This window comes from Peristeroidobacter soli (assembly GCF_004138485.1).
Classification (GTDB): Bacteria; Pseudomonadota; Gammaproteobacteria; order Steroidobacterales; family Steroidobacteraceae; genus Steroidobacter; species Steroidobacter soli.
Genome location: NZ_RYEV01000004.1, coordinates 162,432 through 184,881 on the forward strand (window position 1 = coordinate 162,432; position 22,450 = coordinate 184,881).

The 22,450-nt window shown below is 63.3% G+C and carries 20 protein-coding genes, 1 tRNA gene and 1 other RNA gene; 3 read left to right on the plus strand and 19 right to left on the minus strand.

Annotated elements, in window-relative coordinates:
* Nucleotides 1-23: 23 nt before the first annotated feature.
* The 5 genes from EKO19_RS16450 to EKO19_RS16470 are packed head-to-tail and all read right to left on the minus strand — an operon-like array spanning nucleotide 24 to nucleotide 7,499.
* On the minus strand, nucleotides 24-1,142 hold the full coding sequence (locus EKO19_RS16450; RefSeq protein WP_129777554.1) for a YkvI family membrane protein: 1,119 nt from the start codon (nucleotides 1,140-1,142) through the stop codon (nucleotides 24-26).
* Nucleotides 1,142-2,179, minus strand: coding sequence for a DUF1611 domain-containing protein (locus EKO19_RS16455; protein WP_129777555.1), 1,038 nt, complete (start codon nucleotides 2,177-2,179; stop codon nucleotides 1,142-1,144). The genes EKO19_RS16450 and EKO19_RS16455 overlap by 1 nt, the downstream gene beginning before the upstream one ends.
* A gap of 21 nt (nucleotides 2,180-2,200) precedes the next feature.
* Nucleotides 2,201-4,447 carry a TonB-dependent receptor gene (locus EKO19_RS16460; protein ID WP_129777556.1) on the minus strand — a complete coding sequence of 749 codons (2,247 nt, stop codon included), beginning with the start codon at nucleotides 4,445-4,447 and terminating at the stop codon, nucleotides 2,201-2,203.
* 42 nt (nucleotides 4,448-4,489) lie between these two features.
* Entirely contained in the window at nucleotides 4,490-5,521 is a 1,032-nt protein-coding gene (locus EKO19_RS16465; protein WP_217705407.1) for a dipeptide epimerase, read from the minus strand.
* A 7-nt stretch (nucleotides 5,522-5,528) separates the two neighbouring features.
* Nucleotides 5,529-7,499, minus strand: coding sequence for a serine hydrolase domain-containing protein (locus EKO19_RS16470; protein ID WP_217705408.1), 1,971 nt, complete (start codon nucleotides 7,497-7,499; stop codon nucleotides 5,529-5,531).
* Nucleotides 7,500-7,680: 181 nt separating this feature from the next.
* Between EKO19_RS16470 and EKO19_RS16475 the strand changes: the two genes are divergently transcribed.
* Entirely contained in the window at nucleotides 7,681-8,439 is a 759-nt protein-coding gene (locus tag EKO19_RS16475; protein WP_129777558.1) for a helix-turn-helix domain-containing protein, read from the plus strand.
* Here EKO19_RS16475 and EKO19_RS16480 read toward each other — a convergent pair.
* The 9 genes from EKO19_RS16480 to EKO19_RS16520 all read right to left on the minus strand — a co-directional run bounded on the left by EKO19_RS16480 (nucleotide 8,436) and on the right by EKO19_RS16520 (nucleotide 15,701).
* Complete coding sequence (locus EKO19_RS16480; RefSeq protein ID WP_129777559.1) at nucleotides 8,436-9,530, minus strand: YeiH family protein; 1,095 nt, start codon at nucleotides 9,528-9,530, stop codon at nucleotides 8,436-8,438. The two genes, EKO19_RS16475 and EKO19_RS16480, sit on opposite strands and share 4 nt — an antisense overlap.
* A 129-nt stretch (nucleotides 9,531-9,659) precedes the next feature.
* Complete coding sequence (recR, locus tag EKO19_RS16485) at nucleotides 9,660-10,259, minus strand: recombination mediator RecR (protein WP_175597087.1); 600 nt, start codon at nucleotides 10,257-10,259, stop codon at nucleotides 9,660-9,662.
* 54 nt (nucleotides 10,260-10,313) lie between these two features.
* Entirely contained in the window at nucleotides 10,314-10,640 is a 327-nt protein-coding gene (locus EKO19_RS16490; RefSeq protein ID WP_129777560.1) for a YbaB/EbfC family nucleoid-associated protein, read from the minus strand.
* A gap of 15 nt (nucleotides 10,641-10,655) precedes the next feature.
* Nucleotides 10,656-12,347 (minus strand): DNA polymerase III subunit gamma/tau, encoded by a 1,692-nt coding sequence (dnaX, locus tag EKO19_RS16495; RefSeq protein WP_129777561.1) that lies wholly within the window; start codon nucleotides 12,345-12,347, stop codon nucleotides 10,656-10,658.
* 23 nt (nucleotides 12,348-12,370) lie between these two features.
* Nucleotides 12,371-12,467: signal recognition particle sRNA small type (gene ffs / locus EKO19_RS16500), an RNA gene on the minus strand.
* Nucleotides 12,468-12,590: 123 nt separating this feature from the next.
* Complete coding sequence (queF, locus tag EKO19_RS16505) at nucleotides 12,591-13,079, minus strand: preQ(1) synthase (RefSeq protein WP_129777562.1); 489 nt, start codon at nucleotides 13,077-13,079, stop codon at nucleotides 12,591-12,593.
* Nucleotides 13,080-13,082: 3 nt separating this feature from the next.
* Complete coding sequence (locus tag EKO19_RS16510; protein ID WP_407676654.1) at nucleotides 13,083-14,441, minus strand: PhoH family protein; 1,359 nt, start codon at nucleotides 14,439-14,441, stop codon at nucleotides 13,083-13,085.
* A 156-nt stretch (nucleotides 14,442-14,597) separates the two neighbouring features.
* A complete protein-coding gene (locus EKO19_RS16515) occupies nucleotides 14,598-15,170 on the minus strand; it encodes a peroxiredoxin (RefSeq protein ID WP_129777564.1) in 573 nt (190 codons plus the stop codon).
* A gap of 3 nt (nucleotides 15,171-15,173) precedes the next feature.
* On the minus strand, nucleotides 15,174-15,701 hold the full coding sequence (locus tag EKO19_RS16520; RefSeq protein WP_129777565.1) for a glycine cleavage system transcriptional repressor: 528 nt from the start codon (nucleotides 15,699-15,701) through the stop codon (nucleotides 15,174-15,176).
* 112 nt (nucleotides 15,702-15,813) lie between these two features.
* Between EKO19_RS16520 and dapA the strand changes: the two genes are divergently transcribed.
* Nucleotides 15,814-16,692, plus strand: a complete 879-nt coding sequence (gene dapA / locus EKO19_RS16525) for a 4-hydroxy-tetrahydrodipicolinate synthase (RefSeq protein ID WP_129777566.1) — start codon at nucleotides 15,814-15,816, stop codon at nucleotides 16,690-16,692.
* Nucleotides 16,693-16,762: 70 nt separating this feature from the next.
* On the opposite strand, the gene EKO19_RS16530 is transcribed toward dapA, so the two are convergent.
* From EKO19_RS16530 to EKO19_RS16540, 3 genes are all read right to left on the minus strand, one after another.
* Nucleotides 16,763-19,354, minus strand: a complete 2,592-nt coding sequence (locus tag EKO19_RS16530) for a TonB-dependent siderophore receptor (RefSeq protein ID WP_175597088.1) — start codon at nucleotides 19,352-19,354, stop codon at nucleotides 16,763-16,765.
* A 65-nt stretch (nucleotides 19,355-19,419) separates the two neighbouring features.
* Nucleotides 19,420-20,331 (minus strand): FecR family protein, encoded by a 912-nt coding sequence (locus tag EKO19_RS16535; RefSeq protein ID WP_175597089.1) that lies wholly within the window; start codon nucleotides 20,329-20,331, stop codon nucleotides 19,420-19,422.
* A 58-nt stretch (nucleotides 20,332-20,389) separates the two neighbouring features.
* Nucleotides 20,390-20,929 (minus strand): RNA polymerase sigma factor, encoded by a 540-nt coding sequence (locus EKO19_RS16540; protein ID WP_157995294.1) that lies wholly within the window; start codon nucleotides 20,927-20,929, stop codon nucleotides 20,390-20,392.
* Between the two features lie 301 nt (nucleotides 20,930-21,230).
* Between EKO19_RS16540 and EKO19_RS16545 the strand changes: the two genes are divergently transcribed.
* A tRNA-Ser gene (locus EKO19_RS16545) sits at nucleotides 21,231-21,322 on the plus strand.
* Between the two features lie 120 nt (nucleotides 21,323-21,442).
* Here the strand turns inward: EKO19_RS16545 and EKO19_RS16550 are convergent.
* Together EKO19_RS16550 and EKO19_RS16555 are read right to left on the minus strand one after the other, a co-directional pair.
* Nucleotides 21,443-21,901 carry a hypothetical protein gene (locus tag EKO19_RS16550; RefSeq protein ID WP_129777570.1) on the minus strand — a complete coding sequence of 153 codons (459 nt, stop codon included), beginning with the start codon at nucleotides 21,899-21,901 and terminating at the stop codon, nucleotides 21,443-21,445.
* A gap of 154 nt (nucleotides 21,902-22,055) precedes the next feature.
* A complete protein-coding gene (locus EKO19_RS16555) occupies nucleotides 22,056-22,376 on the minus strand; it encodes a hypothetical protein (RefSeq protein ID WP_129777571.1) in 321 nt (106 codons plus the stop codon).
* Nucleotides 22,377-22,450 lie beyond the last annotated feature (74 nt).

The following is a 22,450-nucleotide window of genomic DNA, read 5'->3' on the forward strand; positions in this document are numbered from 1 at the left end:
GCTTCACTGACGCAGAGACGGGATTACTGCGGGGAAAGAGCTACCTGCTCACCTCGTCGCTGCCACAGCTGCCACACGCCGTACGTGAGCAGCGGCAACACATAGACCGCGATCAACACATACGACAGCGTGCGATAGCCACTTGCGATCAACGCCACCAGACCGAAGCGGTCGGCGAAGAACATCGCGATGACGAGCAGCACACCGGCGCAAACGAAACGCGCACGCGCCGGCAGATCGCGGTTGAACCGAGCGCGCCACACCTGCGCGATGCGCTGATTCACCGCGTGCACGCTGCCGGTGCCGCTTTCGAGCAGTGCCGCGAAGATCATCAACTGGAACAGCCCGTGAAACAGCGGGAAGCCCAGTCGCTGCAGCATGTAATCCGACGGCAAGGCCTCCGCCGAGATCTCCGGGTAATACGCCACCATGCAGACGAAGAACAGAATCGCCGGAATCATGGCGAGCGGCCCGCACAGCGCACCGGCGATGACGGCGTCGCGATTGTTCCGCAGGTGACGCAGCACCGGCAGAATCGCGACCGCGCCCACGATGTTGTAGCCGGTGTAGGTCACCGCCGCGAACGCCCAGCCATCCGTCGGCACGTCCAGCGCGAAGTTGGCCGCGATCCGGTCGCCGAACTTGCCCAGCGCCAGGATCAGAAACAGTCCATAGACGCCGTACAGGAAGAACGACACCCACTTGAACAGCTCCTCCACCGAGGCGTTACCGAAGGCGACGAACAACGCGATGCCCAGCATCAGACACAGCGTGCCCACCAGCGGCGGCCAGCCGAACAGCGCGGCGCCGAGCGCGCCGGCGGCGGCCCCGAACACCGCCAGGATCAGCACGATCAGCAGACAGTAGGAGATCTCGAACACGACCCAGCCCCGGCCGAGCAGGTGCTTGAAGAACGTCCGATAGTCGGCGCTGTGCGTGGCCCGGGCAAACAGGAACGTCGCGATACAAATGACGCTCCAGATCACCCCGGCGAAGATCATGCCCAGCAACCCGCCGTGCGGACCGCTCGGCAGGAAGAACTCGACCAGCTCGCGGCCGGTCGCATAGCCGCCGCCGATGACCACCGCCTTGAAGGCGAAGCCCGGCAGCAGGTAGCGTTGAAACCAGGACGAGGTTTGCATCAGCCGTTCAAGCAATGATCGAGCAGGCGCTCGAACTCATCGCCGCCGCGGATCGGATCGGCGACCGGCAGGCCCAGTCGTTTGCTCTCCGCAGCCATCAAGGCCCGCGCCTCGCTCTCCGAGAGCTTGGAGGTGTTGAGACTCACGCCGCCGCAGCGGATCGCCGGGTTGGTCCGCCGGCCCAATCGCAAATTCATATCGATGGTTTCCTCGAGGCTGGGTAGCGCATAGTCTGGCATGCCCAGCACGTGCGTGCGCCCTGCTTCGTGACACACGACGATCACATCGGGCTGGCTGCCATGGAGCAACCCGAGCGAGACGGCCGCATAGGCGGGATGAAACAGCGAGCCCTGCCCTTCGATCACGTCCCAGTGATCCGGTGCCGCCTCCGGCGAGAGCACTTCCGCCGCGCCAGCCTCGAAGTCCGACACCACCGCGTCCATCGGCATGCCGCTGCCGGCGATCATGATGCCGGTCTGGCCCGTCGCCCGAAAATCCGCCTTCACGCCGCGGCGCTTGAGCCCCTTCCAGATCGCGAGCGCGGTGTACTTCTTGCCGAGCGCGCAATCGGTGCCGACCGCCAGGATTCGCTTGCCACTGCGCTTGCGACCCGTGCCGGTCGGAATGCCTCGCGGTGGCGTGCGAACGTCGATCAGACGACGCCCGTGACGCTCGGCGGCCGCAACCAGCGCCGGCGTGTCGACCAGCCGGGTGTGCATTCCTCCGACCAGATCGAGCCCCGCTTCCAGGGCTTCGATCAGCGAGGGCATCCAGCTGTCCAGGATGCGCCCGCCCATGTTGGCCACGCCGATGATCATGGAGCGTGCGCCCTTCGCGTACGCCTGCGCCGGCGTGAGCTTGGGCAGGCCCAGTGAAATCGCATCGGGCGAGCAGGCGAGCTCGCCGACGCATTGTTCGGGCGCCCAGTCCCTGAGGCCAAAGGCCGTTTTGGCGAAGCCCGCCTCGGTCGTATCGCCCAGGAACAGCAGATACGGTTGCGGCAGATCCAATGTGGTCGAGAGGTTTGCTGTTGTCACGTTGAAGTCAACTTGTATCACTTAGAACTGGAAATCGATGCTCAGACCGACGGTGCGCGGCTGAAGCACGGCGAGGTCCAGACGCACGGGCTGATTGGCACCGTCGGTCGTGACGCCGCCGCCGGTAAAGGCGCGCTCGTCGGTCAGATTCTTCACAAACAATCTCGCCGTCACCTTATCGAACTGCAGCTCGCCGTAAAGGTCCACCACATCGTACGCGGGCAACGCATACGCAAGATTGTCCTCGGTCGTGACGACTTGCGACCAGCGCTCATCGATATAGCGCCAGCCGCCGCCGACGTTGGCCTCGTGGCCGCCGAAGGCCGTAAACGAATAGTTCGCGGTGATCGCGCCACTGTACTCCGGCACGCCCGGCAGCTGCTCGTCCAGCTTGTTCGGCAGATCCGACGGGGTGGACTTCAAGGTCGCATCCGTATACGCGAGATTCAAACCCAGCTGCAGGCCGTCGGTTACGTTGAATAGCGATTCGAGCTCGAGGCCCACGCTGCGCGCGTCACCGGCGTTATCCAGACCGCTCACACCGGCGAAACTGCGGGCCTGCTGGATGTCGTCCCAATCGATGCGGAAGATCGCAGCGTTGATCAGCGCGCGACCGTCCATGAACAGGCTCTTCACCCCCACCTCGTAATTGGTCAGCTCATCGGCATCCACCGAGCGCGGCAGGTTGAGCGAGATGGTGTTCGGACCGCCCGGCCGATAGCCCGTCGCGACACGCACGTACAGCATGGTGTCATCGCTCAGGTGCCAGCGCGGACTCACCGCGTAGGTGAAGACGTCTTCATCGGACTCGCCCGGATCGTTCGCGGTAGGCAGGACGGCACCGCCACTGACCTGACGAAACTTCTGATCGTTGCGCGCGAAACGCAACCCGGTGATCACATCGAAGCTGTCGGTGATCTTGAAGGTCACATCGCCGAACACCGCGAGCTCCTTGTATTCCGAGGGCAGCGAGGCGAACGCGAAATACGGCAGGAATCCGGGGATCGGCACGTAATTGAAATCGGTGGCGTCGACGATCTGCTCGTTCTTGCTGTCTTCCTCGGTATAGAACGCACCGACGCGCCATTCGATGGCGCCCTCGCCGCTGGAGGCGAGCCGGAACTCCTGCGTCCACTTCTCGTGATCGAGCTTGATGTTGAACTTCGCGAGGCCCGGATCGAAGGGCGCGCCCGGCAGTTCCAGCAGCACGCTGTAGATGGGGAAGAACGCACCGAACGTGATGCTCGCATCCTGCGTCTGCACGGTATGCGTCTTCGAATAACTGGTGGCGGACACGAACTCGCCCCACCCCAGGCCCCAGTTGAGCGTCGCCGAGTAATAGTCCACGTCCTTGCTGAACGGCTCCGCGTTTGCAATCGAGTTGCCGAGATCGCCGTAGGTGCGCGTGCCGCGATACGGATCGGTGCTGGTCAAGCCCAACGCCATCGTGCCGTTGGCGTCCGAATCCAGACGCTGCCACATGCCACCGAGCTTCAACGAGGCGTTCTCGTTGATCTGCCATTTCAGCGCGAGGCGGCCGCCGCTCTGCTCCACCTCGTTCACGTCTTGCCGGTTCGTGTAGGCGTTGTCGATGTAGCCTGGCGTGTTTTGCTGGAAGTAGCTGGCACGCAGCGCCACCGTGTCGCCGAGCGGGACGTTGACGCCGGCACGCGCACCCCAGCCCAGATCGTCGGCGCCACTCACATCGGAGCCTTCCACACCGGCGCGGAATTCGAGCGCCTCGGTGGTCGGCTCTTTCAATACATACTTGAGCAGGCCGCCCATGGAGCCTGCACCGTACAGCGTGCCCTGTGGACCGCGCAGCACTTCGACGCGCTCGATGTCATAGGGCATGAGATCGAGCGCGAAGCTGGTCGCGCGAGCATAGTTGTTGCTCGCACCGAGCGGCGTGTCATCGACATACGTTCCCACGACGGAGCCCGGGCCCACCGGCGCGATACCACGCAAGGTGATGCTAGTCTGACCGGGGCTGCCGCCGCTCGTGATATTGATACCGGGCATGTAGGCCGCGTAGTCCTGCAGCTGCGTCGCGTGTACGCGCGACAACTGCTCCTCGGCGAACGCGCTCACCGACACCGGCACGTCCTGCACGCTTTCGCTGCGCTTCTGCGCGGTCACGACGATCTCGTCGATCACGCCCGACGGGCCCTCCGCCGCTCTTACATTGGTCGCGCTCATCATCAGCGCGAAGGCGCTGGTCGAGACTCCTATCGTCATCCTTCTCGACAGACTCGAAACATTACTCATGGTCGCTCCCCGTATGTTGTCGATCACCGCACCACAGGCGGACTACTTGCTGTCTCCCCAAACATTGCTTGCGCAGTACACGCTGCCGTCCCGATAGGTGATGCTGGGCTGACGGTCTTCCGCCAGAAACACCGGCCCATCCAGATCCACGTAGTCGCACAGCTGCGCGACCACGAACGACGGCGCCATGGCGAGGCTGGTGCCCACCATGTTGCCAACCATGACTTGCATGCCCAGACGGCGCGCCTCGTGCGCCATCGCAAGTCCTTCCGTCAAACCACCGCACTTGTCGAGCTTGATGTTCACGACCTGGAAGCGGCCTTGCAGACCGCGGATGTCGGCGAGCCCCTGCACGCTCTCATCGGCAGCGAGCGGAATCGGGCTCTTGAATCCGTCGAGGTCGGCCTCGCGCCCGCGCGGCAACGGCTGCTCGACCAGCTTCACGCCGGCCTCGACGAACGCCGGCATGATGGCCTTCAACTTCTCGATCGAATAACCCTGATTCGCATCGACCCCGATCCAGATATCCGGACGCAGGCGGCGCACGGCGCGCACGCGCTCTTTATCCATCTGCAGATCGCCATCGAGTTTCAGCTTGAGCGCTTTGGCATGCGGTAGCGCTTCGGCTGCGCTCACGACCGCCGGCGGACCGTCGGCGCTCAAGGTGAATGTCGTGATTTTCGGCACGAGACTTTCCACGCCCGCCAGTCGCCACACCGGCACGCCGGCATGTTTGGCTTCCAGATCCCACAGCGCGCAGTCGAGCGCGTTGCGAGCACCGCCCAGCGGCAGCAGCTCAAGCAGCTGCGCCCGCGTGAGGCCGCTCTCGATGATCCGGCGGTGGGCCTCGAGCGTCTCAACGATCTGCTCGGGCGTGTCTTTGAGGTAGTACACACCGGCCGCTTCACCGCGACCGCGGGCGCGCTCGCTTTCCAGGGTCACCACGACCACGGGCACTTCGGTGAACGTGTAGCCGGAGATCCGGAACGGATTGCGCAATCGCAACCGCTCGATCTCGACCTGCATCTGCATGGGAACCGCGGTGCTCATCATCATCGACTCGGCAGTGCTCATTGTTTCCTCAGTAGTTCGCATCGAATGCGATGAGATGGAACGTCAGCGCGAGATACAGCAGCAGGAGCAGCGACAGCGCCACCACGACCGCCCAGAATTTCGCGTACCACTTGCGCGGGCCGCGCACGACCACCCAGGCATTCCAGACACCGAAGATCGCGCCGCCGACGAACACGACGAGCGACAGCAACTGCATCAGCCACACCCAGGCATCGGAGCTCTCCGAGAGCAGCACCAGGTTGCCCATCATCTTGCCGATCGTCATCGCCCAGCCGATGCACAGCACGACGGCGGCGGTCGCGGCGATGCGAACCCAGCGATGCGCCTTGGCATCCTCACCGGACAATCCGTAAGCCACGCCGTAGTGACGACGCACCAGCGCGGACACCGGCCAGGCGAGACTCGTGAGCAACAGCGCGATCACGCCGAGGATCAGCGCAGGCAGCAGCCAGCTGGGCGAACGCGACGCCGGCGTGCGATCGAACATCATGAACGGCGAGATCCCATCGAAGCTGAACCGGACGACCTGCCCGTCGGTCACCTGCGCGGACAACAGATTCTTGCCATCGACATCGCGATACACGAACGGCTCGATCTCACGCCATTTGATGGGCGCACCCGCGAGGTTCCGGGCCATCGACACGCTGATGGTGTGGTCCGGATTGGGCATGACTTTGATGGGACCGGCGAGGCCCAACAGCTTGAAGAAGCTCGAGTCGGCGCGACGCGAGTTCTCATACACCCCGGCCATCATGCGGGCGTGCTCGGCCGCGGTTTTCTCATCGACCTTGCCGTCGAGCGGCGCGCCCGGCAGATACCGGTCGGCGAACTGATCGAACAGCGTGCTGCGGATCTGGTGAGAGGCGCCCGGCTTGCCGGCGCTGTTCAAGGAGATATACATGCCGACGCCGTCGTCGATGAACAGATGCAGATCGCTGTGGAACCAGTTGGTGTCGCCGCCATGACCGAGCGCACGATGACCGTTGTAGTTCTGCTCATAGAAGCCGAGCAGCATCCGCTGCACGCGCGGCAGGATGGTGAGCGCGGTGGAGTGCATCTGTTTCGCGGTGTCTTCCTGCAGAATGCGCACCGAGCCGAACGCGCCGTTTTGCAGATGAGCGATCATGAACTTCGCCATGTCCGCGCCCGACGCGGCAAGGCTGCCGGCCGGCGACACACCGACAATTTCATACGGCTTGGCTTCGCCTGAAGAGGCAAGCTCATAGCCACTCGACATCAGCGGCTGCAGATTCTCGGGCAACGGCTGACGGAAGCTTGCATGCTGCATGCCCAGCGGCGCGAAGATGTTCTGTTCGATGTAGTCGTAGAACGGCACGCCCGAGACACGCTGCACGATATAACCGGCGAGCGCGGTCGCGTAGTTGGAGTACGCCGGCGTCGTGCCCGGTGCGAAGATCCGCTCCGGCACCCAGTTCTTCAGCCGCTCATCGAAGGGCTTCACCGACGCGCGATTCTCGCCCATCAAGCCCTTGAGCTGCTCTTCGAAGCCGGCCGTGTGGGTCATGATGTTGCGCAGGGTGACGGGCTGACCGTCGCGCGCCGGAATCTGGAAATCCAGATACTTGTTGACGTCGGCATCCAGATCGAGCTTGCCCTGCTCGACCTGCTGCATCACCGCCGTCCAGGTGAACAGCTTGGAGATCGAACCGGGACGAAACAGCGTGAGCTCCGGATCGACCGGCTTGCGGGCTTTCACGTCCGAGTAGCCATAGCCCTTCTGCACCAGGACCTGACCGTCCTTCACGACGACCACGACGGCGCCGGCGACATCGCCGGTCTGCAGCGCATACGGCAGATAGCCATCGAGCCAGGCCTCGACGTTCTCACGGGTCAGTGGCGCCGCCCCGGCCGGTTCCGCCGGCGGCACGGTCGCTTCGGTCGCAGGCCCCGGCGGCGGCAGTGGAGCGCCCTCCTGGGCCAAGCCCAGAGTGGCCCAGGAAAACAGGGCAGTACACAACGTCGCCCTCGTTATCGCCTTGGCTAAGCGCATCGCATCCTCACCTGACATCGGGGACCGCTCTGGCGGCGGCGGTATTTTCTCCTATTGGCAATAATAGTCCTGATTAGAGAATCGTCAACCTGATCATGCAAAACAACGCCGGTGCGCGCCTCGGCCGGTCCGTTACAATCCGACCTCAATGAAAACACCCAAAGCTGCCGAAAAATCCGCTGTTCCGCCCGCCGAGCGCCCCGCGGACAAGCCGACGCTCGGCCGCGTCCTGCGCGCCCTGCGGACCCGCAACGACTGGACCTTGAAGGAAATGAGCGATCGCACCGGCATTCCGCTGTCGACGCTCGCGAAGGTCGAGCACGACCGGCTGACGCTCACCTACGACAAGCTGTTGCAGCTGAGCGAGCGTCTGAAAATCCGCATGTCGGATCTGTTCGCCGAGTCGAGCGAGCCCACGGCGCAGCCGGTCACCGCCCGACGCAGCATCGGCAGAATGGAGCGCGCGATCCGCGTCAACACGCCGAACTACGATTATTTCTATTTATGCGCGGAGCTGCGCCGTAAACGGATGATTCCCATCCTGACGCGCATCCGCGCCAAGAGCGTCGAGGAATTCGGCGAGCTGGTGCATCACTCCGGCGAGGAATATATCTACGTGCTGGAAGGCCAGGTGGAGATCCACACCGAGTTCTACGATCCCATCGTGCTGTCCGCCGGCGAGTCCATCTATATCGATTCGAACATGGGCCATGCGTACGTCGCCGCCGAGGGCTGCGACGAGGCGACCGTGCTCGGCGTGTGCTCGAGCGCCGATGAGGAGGATCTGATGGAGTCGCTGATGGAATTGCACGGCGACGATCAGGTGCGCCTGTCGCCGCCGGAAGAAACATCGCGCGCGACGCCGGCCGCCAAGCCCAAAGCGCGCTCGAAAAAGACCGCGGCTTAAGTCAGCAGCTTCAACGTGCTGGCGCTGGTCAGGGCGATCGCGACAGCGACTGTGACTGCGAGCGCCACGATGCGGCCGCCGAGCTGACGCATCGAGTCGACCGACACTCCGAGCCCCATCGCGCACATCCCGGCGATAAGGAGCCAGCTCGACACGCTGCCGGCGACCGCTAGCAGCGCATTCCATCCTTGCCGAGCCACCGAACCGGCGCTCAACCAGGTATCCGCCGCCATTCGTAGCGCCGCGAGCGCGATGAACGCGAGGATGAATCCGGGCAGCACATCCAGCAGACGCGGCCGCTTCGATGCATCCACCGACTCGCCGCGCACATTCATCAGCGTCGCGAGCAATGGCACCAGGATCAGCAACGACAGATTGCGGAACAGCTTGGTCGCCCCCGCCATCGCGGCGGCGCCCGGCACGTCGAAGTGCTGTTCGTACAGCAAGGCGGCGCCGATCACCTGACTGGTGTCGTGAATGGACGTGCCCAGAAACACCGCGGCCGCGCGCGGATCGTTTGCAAACAGCTCCTGCGCAAGCCACGGATAGAACAACATCCCTGCGCCGCCGATCAGTACCACGCAGCACAACGCCGCCCCCGTTTCTTCCGCTCGCGCGCGAACGACCGAGGCCGTCGCTGCGATCGCGGTACATCCACACACGGCACTGCCCACCGCGAGCAGCGCCCGCAGCGGCGCTCTGATCGACAGCCACCTGCCGATGACCGCGCTCACGAGTAATGCCACGCTGATGCAGGCGACGATGACCGGCAGCGCCAGACCGATGACGGATTCGACGCCACGCAGCGTCAGCTGCAATCCCACCAGCGCGATACCGGTCCGCAGTAACTGGTGAGCAATCCATTCGACGCCAGGTCGCGATTCATCGGCCACGCCGTGCCAATGGCGCCAGCAGATGCCGAGCGCGATGGCAAAGAGCACGGGACTCAGCACCGGTTTGGGAGAATCGCTCAGCGGCGCGCTCAGCATCTGCGCCGCCATGGCACCGGCGAGCGCCAGCACCGACACCAGCACGATGCCCGGTGCCCGACCGCGCCAGCGCTCCATCCAATGGGCAAACGCGACCGTCATCGCGACGGCCAGTCGTGTGGGGACTTCATGCCGGCCAGCTTAGTCAGCCGGCCGGGCGACACGATTGCGAAGTTGAGGAAGCGGACCGCGCCGGACGCAACATTGTTGCGCCATCGTGCGCTGGTTGGATCAGCTCAGGGTGCGGCGGCCGGCGAGCGCATGGGCGAGCGTGCCGCCGTCCACATACTCGAGCTCACCGCCGATCGGCACGCCGTGAGCGATGCGACTGGATTTCACGTTGCGACGGGCGGCGATCTCGGCGATCACGTGCGCGGTGGCATCGCCCTCCACCGTCGTGTTGGTGGCGAGAATCGCCTCGGTGATCTCGCCCTCAGCCAGCAATGTTTCCAATTGCGCGAAGCCGAGCTCATCGGGTCCGATGCCATCCAGCGGCGAAAGATGGCCCATCAGGACGAAATACGTGCCGCGATAACTGCCTGACTGCTCGATCGCCGCGACATCGGCGGGCGACTCCACCACGCACAGCGTCCCGCGATCGCGCGAGGCGTTGGCGCAAATTGGACACAGATCCGCATCGGCGAACATCCGGCAGCGCTGGCACCGGCCGACGCCGACCACTGCCTTCTGCAAGGCATCGGCCAGCAGGCTGGCGGCGTTGCGATCCTTTTCCAGCAGATGAAACGCCATGCGCTGCGCCGACTTCGGCCCGACGCCGGGCAGACAACGCAGCGCCTCGATCAGGCGAATGAGAGAGGGTGGGTAGATCATTCGACATCAAAAGCGCCGGCCGAACGATGCGGTCGGCGCGAGCGGACGATTCCTTCAGAACGGCATCTTGAAGCCCGGGGGCAGATTCAGGCCGCCCATCAGGCTCGACATTCTTTCCTGGGTGGTGCGATCGACCTTCTGCACGGCGTCGTTGATGGCCGCGGCGATCAGATCTTCCAGCATGTCCTTGTCGTCGCTGCTCACGATCGACGCATCGAGCGACACGCGACGCACTTCGTGCTTGCCGGTCATCACCACCTTGGCCATGCCGCCGCCCGCCTCGCCCGTGACTTCGAGCTGGGCGATCTCGGCCTGCGCGCGCTGCATGTTGGCTTGCAGCTGCTGCGCCTGTTTCATCATGTTGCCGATATTGCCTTTCATAGCTGAAACACTCCGTCAGTGATTGTCGGTCGGCCGGATCGACTCGGGTGTGACCGTCGCGCCGAAGATCTCTTTCATGGCACGAATGTTGGGATCGTTCTCGATGGACGAGCGCGCATTCTGCAGCCGGTCATCCGCCGCGGCCTTGAGCTGACGGGCCGGCGTGTTCATCACCTCACCGCCGCTCGCCTCGCCTTCGACGAACTCCAGCACCACCGACTCGCCGTAGTAGGTGCTCAACGCCTGCTTCAGTTTCTCTTCCATCATTGCCGTGCGGTAGTGCGCGCCTTCTGGCGCAAGCGACAGACGCACTTTGTTTCCTTGCCGGCCGAGGAACGCGCAATTCGCCGCGAGCTGACGCGTGATGCCACCGAGGCCCATCTGCGCGACCATCGCATTCCAATCGCCATCGCTGCCCGAGGCCGCCGCCGGTGCGGCGGGTGCCGCTGGCGCGGACGGCGCAGCGTGCGCCGCCTGAACAGCCGGTGCAGGCGACTGCGTGGGCGCAGGCGCGGCGGCCGCGGCACGCACGGAGGCCGGCACACCACCACCGGAAGAGGCACCCGCTGAACGAGCCGGCGCGGGCGCCGCCGACGGCGCACTGCCCGCCGAGGCCACCACTTCCTGCGCGCTGAACGCCAGCATGCGCAACAACACCATCTCGAATCCACCGCGCGCATCGGGCGCGAGCTCCAGATCGCGACGGCCGACGATGGCGATCTGATAGAACAGCTGCGCATCCTCCGGCGTGATCGCGGCGGCGAGCTTCTTATAGGTTTCTACGTCATCCGACTCATCGATCTGCAGATCGGGCACAGCCTGCAGCAGCGCGAGCTTCTGTAACAGCGACGCGAGCTCCGCGAGCACTTCGCGATAGTCCGGCGCGTGCTCATCCAGCTCGTTCACTCGATCGAGCACCTTGCGCGCATCGCGAGCCATCAACGCCTCGACGATGCCGAACACCTGCGCACGATCCAGCGTGCCGAGCATGGTGCGCGTGTCCTCGGCGGTGAGCTTGCCGCCACCGAACGCAATGACCTGATCGAGCAGACTGAGCGCATCACGCATGCTGCCCTCGGCAGCGCGCGCGACCATGCGCAGCGCGTCGATTTCGAACTCGATGCTCTCCTGCTCACAGATGAACTTGAGCCGGTTCAGAATCATCGCCGGCGGAAAGCGCTTCAGGTTGAACTGCAGACAGCGCGACAGCACCGTCACCGGCAGCTTCTGCGGATCGGTGGTCGCGAGCAGGAATTTGACGTGCGGCGGCGGCTCTTCGAGCGTCTTCAGCAACGCATTGAACGAATGCGTCGAGAGCATGTGCACTTCGTCGATCAGGTAGACCTTGTAGCGACCACGCGCGGGTGCGTACTGCACGTTGTCGAGCAGCTCGCGCGTGTCGTCGACCTTGGTGCGCGAGGCGGCGTCGACTTCGATCAGGTCGACGAAGCGGCCCTCGTCGATCTCGCGACAGGCGCTGCAGACACCGCACGGCGTCGGCGTCATGCCGGTTTCGCAATTCAGCGACTTGGCGAGAATGCGCGCGATGGTCGTTTTGCCTACGCCGCGCGTACCGGTGAACAGGAACGCGTGGTGCACCCGCCCGGTCTGCAGCGCGTTCACGAGCGCGCGCATCACGTGATCCTGGCCAGCCAGCTCAGTAAAACTGCGCGGCCGCCATTTGCGGGCGAGAGCTAGATAGGACATGCGGGAACCTTGATGGAGACGGCCCGCGCCGGCGCTTCTCCGGCGCCCGATATCACCGTTACCGTTGCTCCCTTCCGGGCCTGGCGGGGTTCGCGGCTGATCGTCGCGGAGAAACCGACGCGAGCCGCCATAGAAGCCCACGAAAATCGGCAGTCGATTTGAGGCGGCGGAATATACCAGACGCCTACGGTTTGCCGTAGATCTTGACTAACGAAACCTACGGCGCGCCGTAGCGACGCCCTGCTAGCCTCGCCCCCGGTACCCAGGTACGCCCTGGTCCGGCAGCCACAGGTCCTTGGGAGGCGCTCCGGTCTGCCAGAACACATCTATGGGGATGCCGCCGCGCGGATACCAGTACCCGCCGATGCGCAGCCAGCGCGGTTTCAGGAAGTCCACCAGGCGTGCACCGATGGCGACAGTGCAGTCCTCGTGGAATGCGCCGTGATTGCGGAACGAGCCCAGGTACAGCTTGAGCGACTTGCTCTCGACCAGCCACTGCCTGGGCACATAGTCGATCACGAGATGCGCAAAGTCAGGCTGCCCCGTCACCGGACACAGCGAGGTGAACTCGGGCGCCGTGAAGCGCGCAAGATACAGCTTGTCCGGATGCGGATTCGGCACGCGCTCGAGCGTCGCCTCCTCCGGCGAGGTCGGCCACGCGACGTTCGAGCCGAGCTGACTCACGTGCTCAGCGACATCCGCGCCGCGTTTCTTTTTTGAACCCTTCGCCATGGCTCAAAGAATCTCGGACGCGTAGTCCGCCAGGCGCGAGCGCTCACCCCGCATCAGCGTGATGTGCCCGGCGTGCGACCAGTCCCGGAACCGGTTGACCACATAGGTCAAGCCCGACGTGGTCTCGGTCAGATACGGCGTATCGATCTGCGCGATGTTGCCGAGGCACACCACTTTCGTGCCCGGACCCGAGCGCGTCACCAGCGCCTTCATCTGCTTGGCGGTGAGATTCTGTGCCTCGTCCAGAATCAGAAACCGATTCAGAAAGGTACGACCGCGCATGAAATTCAGCGAGCGGATCTTGATCCGGTTGCGCAGCAGATCGTTGGTCGCCGCGCGGCCCCAGTTGCCGCCCTCCTGGCTCTGCGTCAGCACTTCCAGGTTGTCCATCAGCGCGCCCATCCACGGCTCCATCTTCTCTTCCTCGGTGCCGGGGAGGAAGCCGATATCTTCGCCGAGCGGAATGGTCACGCGCGTCATGATGATTTCGGCGAAGCGATTGCTTTCCAGCGTCTGCGCCAGCCCCGCCGCGAGCGTCAGCAGCGTCTTGCCGGTGCCGGCCGGGCCGAGAATGGTCACGAAGTCGATCTCGGGATCGAGCAGCAGATTCAGTGCGAAGTTCTGTTCGCGATTGCGTGCGTTGATGCCCCAGATGCTGTGCCGCTCGTTGCGAAAGTCCCGGATCAGCTCGAGCACCGCCTCGTTGCCGTCGATCTTGCGAACGATGGCTTCGATGCCGGTCGCATCCTGCTGATACAGGAACTGATTGACGTGCCAGTCGCGCACCATCGGGCCGTGCACCCGATAATAAGTGCGCGTCTGCTCCTGCCAGGAGTGCATGTTCTTGCCATGCTTCTCCCAGAAGTTCGCCGGCAGCTCCTGCAGGCCGGTGTACAGCAGATCGGCGTCTTCGATGGTCTTGTCGTTGTAATAGTCTTCCGAATAGACGCCGATGATGGACGCCTTGATGCGCAGGTTGATGTCCTTGGACACCAGCGTGACGCGCGCATCCGGATGTTCCTTCTGCAAGGCCAGCGCCTGACCGAGGATGGCGTTGTCCGCGCCGTGACCGGGCAACGTGTCCGGCAGGCCGCCCACCAGCACTTTGGTCTGGAAGAACAGCCGGCCGGCGACGGCCTTCTTCTGGCCGTTGATATATTTGCTGGTCGGCAGCTCGATGCCCGCATCGATCGCCGCCTTGTCGACACCGACCATGAGCTCATCGAGGAAGCGGCTCACCTGCCGCACGTTGCGCGCCGCCTCCGACAACCCCTTCTTACCGGCGTCGAGCTCCTCCAGCACGATCATCGGAATGTAGACGTCGTGCTCGTCGAAACGAAAGATCGAAGTCGGGTCGTGCATCAGGACGTTGGTGTCCAGCACGAAGATCCGTCGCGGGCCGCGTTTGCCCGGGCGACTGCGCTTGTCGCCGGCCTTGTGTTCGCTCGATTCGGCTCTGGCCATGAGAGGTGTCGTCACTCCTTACGTGGATATGGACTGCAGAGTAGAGACTGGGTGTTACAGAGCTTTGGCAGCGTCGAGCACGGCCTCGGCGTGACCCGGCACTTTCACCTTGCGCCATTCCTGCCGCAGCACGCCGTCCGCGCCGATCAGGAACGTGCTGCGCTCCACGCCCATGAACTTGCGACCGTACATGCTCTTCTCCTTGATCACATCGAACAGCTGGCACAGCGCCTGGCTCTCATCCGAGAGCAGCTCGAACGGGAACCGATACTTCGCCTTGAACTTCTCGTGCGAGGCGATGCTGTCGGTGGAGACCCCGAGAATCACGGTGTTCGCTTTCTTGAACGCCGGCGCGAGATCGCGGAACGCCTCGCCTTCGGCCGTGCAACCGGTGGTGTTGTCGCGAGGATAGAAATAGATCACGAGGTTCGAGCCCGCCGCCGCGCTCGACTTCCACGAGCCGCCGCCCGTGACCGCACTGGAGAACGCGGGGACCTTCTTTCCTACCGCGACCTTGCCCGAGCCGCCGCTACTCTTGACCGGCGCGCTGTTGGCGACCGGGGCTTTCTTCGCAGGCGCTTGCTTGGCCGATTTCTTTGCGGCGACCGAGGTTTTTTTAGCCGGCATTGCTTAGGACTTGACGGGTTCGAGAATGGCGTCGAGGTTCAGCTGATCGCACAAATCCATGAATTCCTCGCGCAACGCCGCGATATGAATCTTGGCTGGAATGTGGACGACCATCTGTACGGAAAACATTGGCGCGCCGGTATGCGCGGCGGCGTAGCTGCGCGTGTTCAGCTCGGCGATATCGATGCCGCGCGCGCTGAAAAAACCGGCCAGGTTGTGCACGATGCCCGGCTGATCCAGGCACACCACGTCGACCGAATACGTGACCACGTCCTTGCGCGGCGGCCGCTGGTCGGTGCGCCGGAGACTGATGGTGATCCCGGAGGAATCGCTGAGCTTTTTCAGCTCGGTCTCCAGCTTGGCGAGCGTGTGCCAGTTACCGGACACCAGCAACAGCATGGCGAACTCGCTGCCGAACGAGCTCATGCGGCTGTCGACGATGTTACCGGAGCAGTCGAGCACCACGCGGGTCAGATCGTAGACCAGACCGGTGCGATCGCTGCCAAGAGCGGAAATGACGATGAACTGCATCGAGTGCCTGAGCGGGATTTACGGGTCGCCAGTTTACACGCACCGCGCGCTTGGCGTGCCTAACTGCCGTCAACTTTGGTAGGATCGCGCCCCTTCCCCTTCGAGGATGACCATGTTTAGCGGCAGCATCGTGGCGCTCATCACGCCGATGCAGGCGGATGGCACTGTGGATCACAGCGCCCTGGACCGTCTGGTCGACTTCCACGTCTCCAATGGCACCAACGCCATTGTCGCCGTCGGTACCACCGGCGAATCCCCGACGCTGAGCGTCGAGGAGCACATCGGGGTGGTCAAACGCGTGGTCGACCGCGCCGCCAGGCGCCTCCCCGTCATTGCCGGCACCGGCGCCAACTCGACCCGCGAGGCCATCGAGCTGACCCGGCTGGCCAAGGACGTGGGCGTGGATGCCTGCCTCTCGGTCGTGCCCTACTACAACAAGCCGACCCAGGAAGGCCTGTATCAGCACTTCAAGGCCATCGCGCAAGCCGTGAATGTGCCCATCGTGCTGTACAACGTGCCCGGTCGCACCGTGGTCGACATGAAGCCCGAGACGGTCCAGCGCCTGACCGAGTTCTCGAACATCATCGGCCTGAAGGAAGCCTGCTCCCTGGAGCGCAACCGCGAATTGTTGAACCGCGTCGGTGGCCGGCTCGCGCTGTTCTCAGGCGACGACGATCTGGCCTGCGAGGCCGTGCTGGCCGGCTTCAACGGGGTCATCTCCGTGACCGCCAACATCGCGCCGCGCCAGGTCCGGGCGGTGATCGACGCCGCGCTGGCCGGCAAGCGGGAGGAAGCCCGCAAGCTCGACATGAAACTTCAGCCGCTCCACAAGTCGATGTTCCTGGAGAGCAACCCGATTCCGGTGAAATGGGCCGCGTCCCGCCTCGGCCTGTGCGGCGACACCGTGCGCCTGCCACTGGTGCCGCTGTCCCGCCAGCATCAAGCGCCGATCCTGGAAGCCATGCAGGCGGCGGGGATTGCGTTCGTCTGAACGAGGCGCTGGCAACCTTTGCTCCATGAAAAAGCCCCTTCGCAGGGGCTTTCTTGTTTGATGCCGGCGCTCAGAATGAACCTTTGATGGCCAGCTCGAAGCTTCGGGGCGTGCCATAGCGGTTGTTGCCCACCGTCGTGCCGACGGTCTGATAGTAACGCCGGTCCGCCACGTTCTCGATGTTCAGCGCCACCAGCCACCGGTCCGTGAGGTGATATCTGGCGGCGGAGGAGACGATGGCACGAGCCGGCTCCGTGAACGAGTAATCCACCGAGGTCCCGGGCACGCACGCCTGGCGCCCGGTCACCGGATTCGGTACGTCAGGGGTACACGTCGTACCCGCCACATAGGTCGCGGTCTGCGCGTTGATGCCGAGGCTCAGCTCCAAACGACGCCACGCCCCCGACGGTCGCAACGTCGACCAGACCTTCAGCAGATGCTTGGGAGTCTGAGATTGGAACGACGTGCCCTCAATCTCACCGAACGACGAGCCTTCCTGGGAATTCTGGTTGAAGGTGTAGCTCGCCTGCAGCTCCAACATCGGCAGCACCTGCCCTGCCACCTCCAGGTCCACGCCCTGGCTCAGCATGGAGCGGTTGGGATCGGCGATGTAGCAACAGGTGCGGCCATTGCCGTAGTTCACACGCGGGACGCTCAGATCCGAGATCCCGAAATTCTTCTGCTCCAGGCGATAGAAATCGAACGTTGCGGTGAGTCTGCCATCGGCCGATTGCGCCTTCAGGCCCAGCTCCAGGTTGTCTCCGGTCACCGGCGCCAGCGGCTCGCCACTGGCCGTGAGCTGGTCTGCCTGTCCCCTGTTGATCGAGGCGTAGGAACCGTAGACCGACAGACTCGAAGTGATGTCGTAGATCACCGCGAACTGCGAGGGTTCGAATTCATTCCGCCGCCACAGATACACCGTCGGTGCGCGCGGGACGCCACTGCTCGAATAGCTCTGCTGCACCTGTTCGTACTCATACCCGCTCCAGCGCACACCCAACGGAAAATGCCAGCGATCCCACAGCGTCAGGTTGAGCCTCGCGTAGGCGCCCCATTGCTTCTGCCCCATGGCTGGATAGAGCGAGCGCCGGTAGTCACTCAACGGCTCAGGGAAATCGGTCGGCTCGAAGCTGAAAATATCGGGAATGGAAATGCCCGACTCTCCCGTGAACACATAGAGCTCGTATTCGCCGGCATCCACGTCCTGGTAGTTCGCCCCGACCGTCAGGCGCTGGCGCTCGCCGAACAGCTCGAACTCGCCGTTCAACGTGGCGTCCGCGACGAATTGTTTGCTGGAGTAGAACTCCCGCTGCGCCGACAGACTGGTACCGCCGCCTGTCTGCGTGCCGATGGCACCGTACAGCGCCGCGTATTTCAGCTTGGTCTGCTGATCGGTCCACGTGCTCTTGAGATCCAGGCTCCACCGCTCGCCCAGCCGCTGCTCGGCGCGCAGGAACACCTCGGACGACTCGGTGTCGAAGTAACCCCAGTCGACACAGGCACACAGATCCCTGGGCAGGTGCAGATCGGTGCCATCGAGATAGCGCGGCCAGCCTGTCATGAGGGGAATGGAATCGCGCTTCATGGCGCTGCCGCCGATGCTCAGCAGCGTACCGGGCGACAGGTCGGCCTCGAAAGTGAGCGACTGCGTCTCGAGCGTCGATTCGGCAACGTCGAAGAAATAATCCTGGTCCTGATAGGTGGCGATGAAGCGCGCGCGCAATCTGCCATCGAACGCGATCGGCCCGGTGGCATCGCCCACCAGTCGATACTTGTTCCAGGAGCCGGCCGACGCTTCGGTGCTCAGCTGCACATGCGACAGCGGCCGTTTGCGAACCAGGTTGATGGTCGCGCCAGGGTCGCCATAGCCGCTGAACAGGCCATCCGCGCCGCGCAGCACTTCGACATGGTCGTACTGCGCCATCTCGAACAGATTCTGATAGGAGTAAGTGGCGCCCATCGAGACCGGGGCACTGCCATCGACTTGCACACGCGTCACCTCAAAAGCACGCGAGTACGGCGTGAGTGGATTGGTACCGCCGCCCAGCATCGTGATGCCAGCCGCTTGATTCAAGACATCGCTCAGCGAGGTGAGATTCTGATCGTCCATCCGCTGACGCGTGATGACACTCACGGTCTGCGGCGTATCTTTGATGCTCTCGGGAGATTTGGTTCCGATGCTGATCGCACTCGTCGTGTAGCTGCGCGTGCCTTCGGTCGCGGTGGTATCGGTGCTGCCGTTGATGCCGGCATTCGCGTTGGCGCCCTGCACCCCTTCCACTCGAACCGGGCCAAGCGTGCGCGAAGCTTCGCGCGACACGCGGATCAGTGTCGCCGTCATGGCGCCGGTGAAGCGGGCTTCGAGGCCGGTGCCCGCGAGCAGCGCGCCGAGCGCTTCGGTCACCGTGTAGTCACCGGAGATGCCTGCCGTCTTCATGCCGCTCGCAAGATTGCTCGGATACACGAGCTGCATGCGACTGACCTCCGAGAACGAGCTGAGCGCCTTGCTCAACTCACCCGCGGCGATATCGAAGCGCAGTCGCTGCTGACTCGCGGACTCTTTCTTATCCGATTGCGCGTGTGCCGTTTGTATCGAACAGATGAGCGCCGCGCCGAGCAATCCGCCTGCAATCACGCCCGCGCCCGCATTGTGTCTGATCATTCCCGTCCCCATTTCTTTCGCGACCATCTACGCCGCAAAAGAGAGACCAGCCAATGAAAATTTCCCTAACCGCGCGGCGTGACGATCAACAGGAATGGCAGGCGTCGCAGCTGCAATCCTGAACCGGCGGCGAGCGCATCCAGACCGCCGTTGAGATCCTGCACCGACAGCGAGCCGCTCATCGGCATCGCCCCGATGTCGTCATCGAGAAGAATGACAAACCCACGACGATAGCGCTCGACGATGCGCAGCGTGTCCTCGAGGCTGGTGTGATCGAGCACGATCCGGCCGGCGCGCCACGCACCTTCGGCATGTGAATCGAAGCCGTGCACGCTCGCCGTTGTGCCGGCAACGAACTGCGCCGACTCTCCACTCGCAAGCGGCGTGACGGTGTCGTTGAAATCGACCTCGACGCGACCGTCGCTCACGCTCACTTGCAGTCGCGCATCGTGTGTATCGACGGTGAACGCGGTGCCGATGTCGCGAATCACGGCATTCATGGCGCGCACCTGGAACGGGCGACCCGCGTCATTGGCGATCGCCACGTGCACTCGCCCGGCACTCACTTCGAGCACTCGCGCTCGAGCATCGTTACGAAAATCTACCGCCGCGCCGCTGTCGAGCCACAGCGTGCTGCCATCGGGCAATCGCGCCTGACGCACCTCTCCGACCGGTGCGCTGAAGTCGTGCTGAAACAGCCACGGCATCACCGCGAGCAGCATACAAGCGGCGGCCGCGAGCAGCGCCGGGACGATGAATCTAGAGCGTCGCGGTGGCGCGCGGACTGCGGGCTCAACGGCAGCGAGCCCCGCATACATTCGTCGCGCGCGGTCGAACGCCCGCCGATGCGATGGATCGCGGTTCAACCACTCCTTCAGTTCCGCCACGTCCTGTTGGGAGACGGCGTCGAGCGACAGACGCGCGACCCAGCGCACCGCTACATCGGTCACGGTCCGCGGATCGTCTACGGCAGCCACGATTGCATCCATGGAGAAAGAGAGACCAGTGAGAATGCAAAACCCCAACCTGCCGGCGTCATCGCTCGTCGTCCTGGGTCGCTTCCAACAGCAGCGACAAGGCATTGCGCAGGTGTTTCTCCACCGCTGTGGTGGAGATCCCGAGCCGCTGCGCGATCTCCACTTGCTTCATGCCCTCGAACCGATTCATCGCGAGAATCTGCCGGGTACGCTCCGGCAACCGGCTCAACGTGCCGGTCACCCGGGTGAGCTGCTCGGTCGCGAGGAAATTGCGCTCCGGCGTGGCTTCATCGATGCCGGACCAGAGCAGATCCTTCACCTCTTCAGTCAGCTCGCTGCGCCGGCGAGCCACGGCTCGATGATTGGTGGCCAGATTGACGGCGATCCGAAACAGGAACGCGCGTGGGTCGTGCACCGGCTCGGCCGGTGGCGAATGAATGCGAAGGAAGACTTCCTGGACGATGTCCTGCGCGGTCGCACGACAGCCGATGCGGGCAGCGATGAATCGCAGCAACGCAGGCTCGTGCTCGCGGAACGAAGTGAGCAGGTCGACCGCAGCGGCCGATCCGCCGGCATCGATGTCGCCGAAGTCTGTCACTCCGCACGCTCCGCGAGCGCTGCGGCTCCCGGTGCGGTCATGGATCAATCCAGGGTCGAGGGGCGCCTACGGCAAAGAACGTCCGGGCCTCGGCGGGACCGCAATTCGCACCCGCCACTCGCCACTCGCCCGCCGACGGCGTCGCACCGGTCAGCGCAAGTCCCCGTTCCCGGTCGGCAATCCGGTCCCCGGCCCCTGACAAATTTCAGCAGTTTTCAGCGGACTTCAGCCCCTGGCACGGCCGGTCAGAGACCGGGGTTTGCCGACCCGCGCCGCGCCGTGTACCCTTCGCGCCCTGACCGGAGAGATGGCCGAGTGGTCGAAGGCGCTGGACTGGAATTCCAGTAACATCCTCACAGGTGTTCCAGGGTTCGAATCCCTGTCTCTCCGCCACCTATCCAAGAAAAATAAGAATTTACGAACGACTTCCCCGTTTGTACCCCAAACCAACCCTCAAAAAGTTACCGGTTGGAGGGGCTTTAATAGTTCGTTGGTGCCTATGCCCTGCTAGCTTTAGATTTCTCCTGGCATGAGCATCCCGCAAAACAGTAGCAACTTGCCAAGATCAATCTCGGCGCGAGTCCAGTTCTGCGGCATACCTCCTTCTTTGGAGTCGCACACGAACTGTGGGGCTGCATCTGCGGAGAACTGCCATCGGTAGCCCGTGCCGTGAATGACCTTATTCGCAATATCCCGGAGCGTCAGCGCGCGCGTTTGACCGCTGGCAACGATCAAGGTCCCGAACTCAACGTCAGTATGCTCCTTCATATGCTTTCCAACGTTCTCTTCGTCATCTAGTGCGCGCAGGTACACGGCTAGTTCTAAGAAAGCTTGTATTGCTCGATGCTCCGCCATTTCGAATACAACGACGCCCAAGTTCGCGAACTCCCCTCTGAAATTCTTCTGGCAGTAAATCTCAAGCGGCGTCCGGCTAAACGCAAATTGGAACACCACACACATGTTGCGTTCCATTAGCTGCTTCATTGGGAGCGGAATCTTTAGCGTACTCATAATTCAACGATGCACTTCAGTCATAGAGACCGTCAAGTTGGGTATAGAAAAGACCGGGCAGAAAGGACGCACTACCCGGCAACCGCAATCGCAACGCCGGCACTGAACTCTGCGATTAGTCGAAGCCGCCAACGCGGGAATTCATCTTGCTGGCTTGCAACTTATCGGCGAAGTACATGCACACTTTCGCCGCCGTCGCCTTGAACTTGACCGGTACATCCTGAAGCGCGTCGCTGCGCTCCATCTTTTCCCATACCTTGGGCCCATGGGTCTTGATGGCATCAAAGCGCATGCTGCTGTGAGCCTTCTCGTTCAATCCGAGTAGGAACGACTCGGAATTGAAAAGCACAATGACAATGTTCTTGTTCGTTCGAACAAGGTCATACAGCTTCGTAACACCGTCTTCCCTCGCAGCTTGTTCGCGAATGAATGTCATGATGGCCGCGTCGCATGCCAACTGATCAGTCGCTTGCAAGTAGCACAGGTCAACGCGAAATTTGTCTGCGGACG